The following is an 8,543-nucleotide window of genomic DNA, read 5'->3' on the forward strand; positions in this document are numbered from 1 at the left end:
TCATGGGCAAAATACAATTAACGTTAAAACAATCATGGGAGATGGTAAAAGAAAAACTTAAAGAAAACGATCATCGGCTTACTGACGAAGACCTTGTATATGATCCTGAAAATGCTGATATATTACTGGAAAAACTTGCCAAAAAATTAAGCAGAACAAAAGATGAGATCAGGGTATTGATAGAAAGCATCTCTGAGAATGAGGGAAAAGCATCGTGATCATTATTGCGTAACAGATGTTGATATGCGTTCGACATTATCCTTATTATATTGCGCCGCGCTGCGGCTTGCCTGCCTTTCTATTTGTATACCACAAAAATTATGGTGCGCTGCATCTTGTATGTGCAATTCCTTTTAGGTAGCTGCAGCGCAGCAGTAATATTTATAGTGCCCGGCATGCGAAAACTAAAGGTGGAGCACACCGGAAAAATAAAACGTATATAGTAAACAAGGTTGAATGAAAAAATAAACGAAAGGCTATAGTCTCGCCTATACTAATTAACGCCGGGTCCAGGATACATGTCACCTCTTTTAGCTGTATTGAACTGTGATAACAAAAGACATCTGAAGAAGCATATATCTACCTATCTGCGCTTATAAAACTTCCTGTATTTCCCATTATTATTTTTTTGTCTGGCAGGCTTATATTCCGGCCCTTGTCCCAGCATTTGTGGTAAGGTTGCTTTTTCTACTGTTGTACCAATCAGTTTTTCAATAGCATTAAAACTATTCTGCTCCTTCTCTCCCACCAGGGTAATCGCTACACCATCGGCTTCAGCTCTTGCCGTGCGGCCAATGCGGTGCACATAATCTTCACCATCCCGGGGAACATCATAATTAATCACCAGGTCAATGGTATCAATATCTATCCCCCTGCTTAAAATATCGGTAGCTACCAGTATTGTAATGCGCCCGCTTGTGAAGCCGTTAATAATATTTTCTCTTTGCGACTGCAACAGGTCGCTGTGCATTTCTTCTGCAGAAAAACCATACTGCTTCAGGTTACGTACCAGCGACTTTACGTTTTGCTTCCTGCTGCAAAAAATCAAAACGCTTTTATAAGGCGTGTGTTGAAGGAGGTATTTTACAAGTCCTGATTTTTGTTCTTCAAAAACGATATAAGCACGCTGTACTATTTTTTCCGGCGGCTTCGAAATAGCTATATTGATCTCAACAGGATCTTTCAGTATATTTTTTGCAAGATTTTTTATTTTCGGGGGCATGGTTGCTGAAAACAACAATGTTTGGCGGTTTGCAGGAAGCGCGGTAATGATCCTGTTGATATCATCCTGGAATCCCATATCCAGCATACGGTCGGCTTCATCCAATACCAGGAAGCGTAAGCCCTTCATAGATACATAACCCATATTAAGATGCGCGATAAATCTGCCGGGAGTACATATTATAATATCCGCACCCATTTGCAGCGCTTTTTTCTCGCTGGTAAAATTTTGCCCGTCATTGCCACCATATATTGCAAGGGAACTGATGTCGGTAAAATAGGTAAGTCCTTCTGCATGTTGCGCTATCTGTATAGCAAGCTCCCTGGTGGGCACTATAACGAGTACGCTCACCTGCCCGCTTGAGCCTTTTTCCAATAATTGATTAATAACAGGCAACAAAAAAGCCGCGGTTTTACCCGTACCTGTTTGTGCGGAAGCAATAATATCCCTGCCATTCAATATAGGCGGAATTACCTGTTGCTGTACGGGTGTGGCTATTTCATAGTTGCTGGCTCCTATACCTTCCATCAGGTTAGGATGAAAATTAAATGTACTGAACTGCAAGGGGTTAATTGTTTATAATAAATGAGCATTAATTTTTTGGAACGGCATAAAGATACGCTTAAATGGTTCATCGTTTTCCAGATGGCTGTGAAATATTAATATTATGTAACATTAATAAGTCCCGTTGAATTGTTCCTTTTGCAGCTCCTGCATAAATCGCAAAAGCGTATACACAGAATAGTTATATTTAACGAATGAACATATTTTACAAAGAACGTTTCATGAAAATTATTCCCATCATTATTGTTTGCTTTACAGGATTATCTGCTTTACAGGCACAAAATCAATCAACAGGTATTTTCCGTATCAATTATGATCCTGCTGCACAGCCCACCAACACGATGGCTTATTTTAAACCTGCCGGAAACCTGTTTGTTGGTGATTGTATTCCTTTTTATCATAAAGGCACTTTCTACCTGTACTGGCTGATTGATTCGGGGCATCACTCAGCCCTGAACGGATTAGGCGGACACCAATGGGTATTAAGCACCAGTAAAGATTTGAAAACATGGAAACAATATCCTGTGGTATTAGGTATTGATGAAGAATGGGAAAAATCCATCTGTACAGGATCAGTGATATATCACGATAAAAAATTTTATGCTTTTTATGCTACCAGGAGAATTATGCCATCAGGAGAAATTGCTGAACAGCTAAGTTATGCCGTTAGTAATGATGGAATCCACTTTGAAAAACAAAACCCAAATCCCTTTTACACCTATGCGCCCGGCTATAGTAAACGGAATTTCCGTGATGCAAAAGTATCTGTAGACAATAGTGGAAATTTTCATCTTTTTGTATCAAGCGAAACTGAGCCTGCAAAATTTCACGAGAAAGGAGCATTGGTTCACCTGGTATCTTCTGATTTAAAAAACTGGCAGGTTAAAGAACCGGTAATTTATGGAGTGGGCGCAGTACCTGAATGTCCTGATTATTTTTACTGGAACGGATGGTATTACCTGCTGTACAGCACAGATTCAGAAACATACTATGTAATGTCCCGTCAACCTTATGGACCATGGCAGTATCCTGCCAACCAGAGCTTTAAAGAAGCCTGGTCGAACGTAGTTAAAACAGCTGCTTTTACCGGTAACAGGAGAATAGCCGCAGGCTGGGTTCCTTCGCGGAAAGACAATAAAGATGATGGACAAGAAATATTTGGCGGGCACACCATTCTTCGCGAAGTAATTCAGCAGAAAGACGGAACACTTGCTACCAGGTTTGTTCCTGAAATGATACCGCCTGCAGGTGATCCGATAAATATAACCATGCAGGTGGATGAAGGTATTAACCAGATTAATAAGCAAACGTATGAGCTAAAAGGTTTAAGAGGCCTGGTATCCTGTTATGCAAAGAACATACCTCAAAACTGCAGGATCACAATGGAAATTGAACCGAAAGGTGGTTTTGATGAATATGGATTATACCTGCGGGCAAACGAAAATGCCGGACAGGGTTATGGTTTGGATTTTTCCACGAACAGGGCAGAAGTAAAACTGGGAAATACTTCTATCAAAGCAGTAGATGGTTTGAATAAAACCATACGGCTTGATATTATTATGAAGGATGATATTATTGATGTGTGTATAGACAACAGGAGATGTATTGTTAACCGGGCAATAGAACAGAGAGGTGATTACTTATGGTTGTATTCAAAATTCGGAACAGTTGTTTTTAAGTCGATTGTAGTTGCACCGCTAAAATAACGGATTCATAACACAACCAATACAGTGTTGCTGTAGCCTACCTTAATTCACGCGCTTCAGAATACCTGCCAGCAGGTTGATGAAGTAGATCAATTGCGTTAGCAGCATTAACGCAATAAATATTTGTACAATGAATGTGGTGCGGCGGATATTTACATGCATCATATCTATACTTACAACATAATTGCCGGACTTCCACAATAGCACTCCGCTGATAGTAATTGATAATATAAGCGTAAGGCTGATATGCATCCATGCAAGCCCTACCGAAAAAAGAGATTGGAAAGTAAAGATATACAGCAGCCACAACAGTAAAAGCAACATGGTTATAGCACGCATAATAAATATAACATCTAATACATAGTAAGTTTCGCGAAGATGCACATCAACAGTTTTGCTGTTATTTGCTCCTGCAAGGGAAACGACAGCAAGTAATACAGCAAGTACAAAAAGCAGGTGATATGGTTTACGCGTTAATAACATGATGGATTTGCAAAGAAACAGAAAATATGTTTTATCAATAATTTCATGCGCATTCTTAACAGAGCAGCGCAGCAAATGCATTTTTCTTTACGCACTTTGCCCATTGAGGCTTACATAAAACAATAACTCACGTTAAGCTATACAAAAACAAAACCCTGTTCCGCAATTATGCCGAACAGGGTTTATATAATTGAGATTCGCTTATAAGCGTGTACTCACGAACTATGCAGTAACCTTTCCTTTCACCTTAGCTATAACTTCTTCAGCTATATTATTCGGTGTAGAGTTGTAGTGACTGAACTCCATTGTTGAAGTTGCACGACCGGAAGTTAATGAACGAAGCTGTGTTACATAACCAAACATTTCGCTCAATGGAACTTTGGCTTTAATAACCTGCAGGTTATTACGTGTGTCCATACCTTCCAGTATACCACGGCGGCGGTTGATATCACCCGTTACATCACCCATGTACTGATCAGGTGTTAATACTTCCACTTTCATGATAGGTTCCAGTAAAACCGGTTTTGCTTTACGTCCTGCTTCACGGAAACCACTTTTTGCACAAAGCTCGAATGACATTGAATCAGAATCCACATCGTGGTAGCTACCATCAAATACACGGATCTTCATGTCAACCATTGGGTAGTTTGCCAACACGCCATTGCTCATTGACGTTTCAAATCCTTTCTGAATAGCAGGAACAAATTCACGAGGAATAGATCCTCCGAAAATATCATTCACAAACTGGAAGTTTTTCCCGGGGTTTTCCTTCAGCCACTCTTCATCAGCGGGCCCGATCTCGAATATGATATCAGCGAACTTACCACGACCACCAGTTTGTTTTTTCAACACTTCACGATGCTCAATAGTACTAGAAAAGCTTTCTTTATAAGCCACCTGTGGTGCACCCTGGTTTACTTCTACTTTAAACTCACGGCGCATACGGTCAATGATGATCTCAAGGTGCAGCTCACCCATACCACGAAGGATGGTTTGACCGGTATCTTCATCTGTATTTACACGCAATGTAGGATCTTCTTCAACGAGCTTACCAATAGCAAGACCCATTTTATCAACGTCAACCTGTGTTTTAGGTTCAACTGCTATCGCGATAACCGGCTCAGGAATAAACATGTTCTCCAATGTGATAGGATGATTTTCATCGCACAATGTATCACCTGTTTTAATTTCCTTAAAACCAACCGCAGCGCCAATATCACCTGCTTCAATAAAATCAATAGGGTTCTGCTTGTTTGCAAACATCTTCATGATACGGCTGATACGCTCTTTTTTACCGCTTCTTACATTCAATACATAAGAACCTGCGTCTAAATGACCAGAGTATGCGCGGAAGAACGCCAAACGACCAACAAAAGGATCGGTCATGATTTTGAACGCTAACGCTGCAAATGGTTCTTTAGGATCTGGTTTGCGTATCTCAACTTCTCCTGTATCAGGATTAGTACCTTCAATAGCTTCAATATCTACCGGTGAAGGCAGGTAACGGCAAACCGCATCCAATGCAGTTTGTACGCCTTTATTTTTGAACGAAGAACCGCACATCATCGGAACAATGCTCAGATCAACGGTAGCTTTACGAATAGCTTCATGCATTTCTTCTTCGGTGATGGTGTTAGGATCATCAAAGAATTTTTCCATCAGATTATCATCATATTCAGCAACAGCTTCAACAAGATTAGCCCTCCACTCATTGGCTTCATCAACCATGTCAGCAGGAACATCTATTTCATCAAATGTCATGCCTTCTGTTTCCATGTGCCAGATGATACCTTTCATTTTGATAAGGTCAACCACACCTTTAAAGTTGTCTTCTGCGCCTATAGGTAACTGTAAGGGAACAGCTTTTGCACCCAGCATTTCTTTAACCTGCTTAACCACCATTAAAAAGTCAGCACCTGCACGGTCCATTTTATTTACGAAACCGATACGGGGAACTTTATAACGGTTAGCCTGGCGCCAAACAGTTTCTGACTGGGGTTCTACACCATCAACCGCAGAGAACAGGGCGATCAAACCATCCAGTACACGCATGGAACGCTCAACCTCTACGGTAAAGTCCACGTGACCCGGAGTATCAATGATATTAAAATAATATTTCTTTGTATCAGCAGTTGCCTTTCCTTTAACTGTAGGGAAATTCCACTGGCAGCTTACCGCAGCAGAAGTAATGGTAATACCTCTTTCTTTTTCCTGCTCCATCCAGTCTGTAGTTGCCGCACCATCATGTACCTCACCAATTTTGTGAATCATACCCGTATAACGCAGTATACGCTCCGTGGTAGTGGTTTTACCTGCGTCAATATGTGCCGCAATACCAAAGTTTCTTTGAAATTTTAAGTCTGCCATAAATTATAATTTGGAAAAAGTTTTAAAACGAAAAAATGAATATTTGAAAATGTTCCGGAAAAACCGGAACTGTAATTAACTATATGGTGGGGGCTACTCTCATATTCCGCCAAATAGAAGCAAGTCGTAAATACCAGGATGACTGCCGCTTCTTTTGGCGGCGCAAAAATAAGAATAAAAAATTAATTGCCAAAGGAAAAGGTGAAGGGTATAAGGCCCTGCCTGCAGACGTTATAGTAGAAATTTATAATCTTCCTTTGATAAGCCCGGGCTGCGGGCAGACCTCCTCCCCTGCGGGGAGGCTGGGAGGGGCTTTAATCCAGTATCTGCGGCACCCGCTCCACAGTTTCGTCATGATGAAACTGCAGCAACAGAGAAATCTGGAGAAAATTCTTAGCAGAAGATGTGCCTGCCGCGGTATAATCATACTGATGCAGATAACCACCCATCAATGTAGTATTTTTATCAGGCATATAACCCGCGCCAACAAATATCCTGTTCCGCTCAAAATGCGGTTTTTTATTGGTTAAGAAAATCTCTTCATGCGCATTAAGGAAAAATGTTTTGGCAGTTACCTTGGTATTGTTCAGAGGCAAAAAGGCATTCAACCTGTAGCGATACCTGTTTTTGTACCCGCCCTGTGCAAGCCAGCGTTGCTCCATCCTGTAACGATGTTCAAATTTTATCCTGTGCACATAATTGTTCATATTCAGCTGCTGCCAAAAACGAAATTCTTCATTGGCAAAAGGCTTTTTAAAGTTACCGTCATTAGCGTAGGTAGCATATCTGCCCGTTCCCACCCACAATGAAAAATCCTTACCAATATACATTCCTGCACCACCCTTGGCTTCATAATAATAAAAGGCATCCATAAACTTTTGCGACCTTGTTTGCAGCTCCCCCCAGACAAACCATTTTTTATTAATATTATACTGGGCGTTTACCACATGCCAGGTACCCAGGTCTTTTTGCTGGGCATTAGCTGATAACGAGATCAACAGGCATGTACAAATAACAGGGATTATATTTTTCATCGTAAAAAAAAACCCTGCTGCATAAAAAGCAACAGGGCAAAAAAAATCAAAAAATATTTTAAACTCTGAAGTGAGCGAATGCCTTGTTGGCATCTGCCATACGGTGAGTATCTTCTTTCTTTTTGAAAGCAGCGCCTTCACCTTTACTTGCAGCTATAATTTCATTAGCTAATTTATCAGCCATTGTTTTACCATTCCTGTCACGACTGTAACGTACTAACCATTTGATGCTAAGAGATATCTTCCTGTCGGGACGAACCTCTGCGGGAATCTGGAAAGTAGCGCCACCAATTCTGCGACTGCGAACTTCAACTGAAGGCGTTACATTGTTCAATGCTCTTTTCCATATTTCATAACCGTTTTCGCCGGATAGGCTGGAAACACGATCAATTGCAGTATAGAATATTTCGTATGCTGTACTTTTTTTACCACCCCACATAAGGTTGTTTACAAAGCGGGTAACCAGTTTATCGTTAAACTTCGGGTCTGGTGCTAATGGTAATTTTTTGGCTTGTGCTTTACGCATGACTGTTTATATTATCTTACTTGACTTAAATTAAGCCTGTTATTTTTTAGCTTTTTCTCTTTTTGTTCCGTATTTAGAACGGCTTTGTTTACGGTCTTTTACACCCGCAGTATCAAGGCTGCCCCTAACAATATGGTAACGTACACCTGGCAAATCCTTAACACGACCACCACGGATCAACACAATGGAGTGTTCCTGCAGGTTGTGACCTTCACCCGGTATATAAGCGATAACCTCTACTTTATTGGTTAAACGTACTTTTGCAACCTTACGAAGCGCTGAGTTAGGCTTTTTAGGAGTGGTTGTATATACACGTGTGCAAACGCCACGACGCTGAGGACAGCTATCCAGTGCCCTGGATTTGCTCTTTGCCCTGATGATTTCTCTACCTTTTCTTACTAATTGTTGTATTGTAGGCATTCTAACCTTTTATTTTTGGGACGGCAAAGGTAAGCGCCTTACGGGAAAATGCAAAATTAAATAATCAAATTTCTGAAAAATATGTGGGGAGCTATCAGGTATCAGCTGTCAGCTATCAGCGTTTGCTGTCATGTCCTGAAAAAAGTAGACACTATTACTACTATTACCCTTTTTCTTTTTTTTGTTACTTTTTTTCTTTTTACAATCCACATTTTAATTGT

Annotated in this window: 8 protein-coding genes; 2 read left to right on the forward strand and 6 right to left on the reverse strand. The window is 40.6% G+C overall.

The features are described 5' to 3' along the window. Nucleotides 1-2 precede the first annotated feature (2 nt). Entirely contained in the window at nt 3-218 is a 216-nt protein-coding gene (locus DC498_RS24870) for a general stress protein CsbD (RefSeq protein ID WP_116876831.1), read from the forward strand. A 365-nt stretch (nt 219-583) separates the two neighbouring features. Here DC498_RS24870 and DC498_RS24875 read toward each other — a convergent pair whose 3' ends face one another. Beyond that, nucleotides 584-1,786 (reverse strand): DEAD/DEAH box helicase, encoded by a 1,203-nt coding sequence (locus DC498_RS24875; RefSeq protein WP_116876832.1) that lies wholly within the window; start codon nt 1,784-1,786, stop codon nt 584-586. A gap of 194 nt (nt 1,787-1,980) precedes the next feature. Here DC498_RS24875 and DC498_RS24880 point away from each other — a divergent pair, with 194 nt between their 5' ends. Beyond that, nucleotides 1,981-3,492, forward strand: a complete 1,512-nt coding sequence (locus DC498_RS24880) for a family 43 glycosylhydrolase (RefSeq protein ID WP_116876833.1) — start codon at nt 1,981-1,983, stop codon at nt 3,490-3,492. A 42-nt stretch (nt 3,493-3,534) separates the two neighbouring features. On the opposite strand, the gene DC498_RS24885 is transcribed toward DC498_RS24880, so the two are convergent. The 5 genes from DC498_RS24885 to rpsL form a co-directional block, all read right to left on the reverse strand. Continuing rightward, entirely contained in the window at nt 3,535-4,050 is a 516-nt protein-coding gene (locus DC498_RS24885) for a hypothetical protein (protein ID WP_133176975.1), read from the reverse strand. A gap of 147 nt (nt 4,051-4,197) precedes the next feature. Further along, a complete protein-coding gene (gene fusA / locus DC498_RS24890) occupies nt 4,198-6,342 on the reverse strand; it encodes an elongation factor G (RefSeq protein WP_116876835.1) in 2,145 nt (714 codons plus the stop codon). Between the two features lie 314 nt (nt 6,343-6,656). Further along, nucleotides 6,657-7,376 (reverse strand): DUF2490 domain-containing protein, encoded by a 720-nt coding sequence (locus DC498_RS24895; RefSeq protein ID WP_165813957.1) that lies wholly within the window; start codon nt 7,374-7,376, stop codon nt 6,657-6,659. A gap of 58 nt (nt 7,377-7,434) precedes the next feature. Beyond that, nucleotides 7,435-7,902: a 30S ribosomal protein S7 gene (gene rpsG / locus DC498_RS24900; RefSeq protein WP_116876837.1), complete on the reverse strand. Its 468-nt coding sequence runs from the start codon at nt 7,900-7,902 to the stop codon at nt 7,435-7,437. A gap of 39 nt (nt 7,903-7,941) precedes the next feature. Then, nucleotides 7,942-8,322 carry a 30S ribosomal protein S12 gene (gene rpsL, locus DC498_RS24905; protein ID WP_116876838.1) on the reverse strand — a complete coding sequence of 127 codons (381 nt, stop codon included), beginning with the start codon at nt 8,320-8,322 and terminating at the stop codon, nt 7,942-7,944. Nucleotides 8,323-8,543: the final 221 nt, after the last annotated feature.

Source organism: Terrimonas sp., from assembly GCF_003075435.1.
Lineage (GTDB): Bacteria > Bacteroidota > Bacteroidia > Chitinophagales > Chitinophagaceae > Agriterribacter.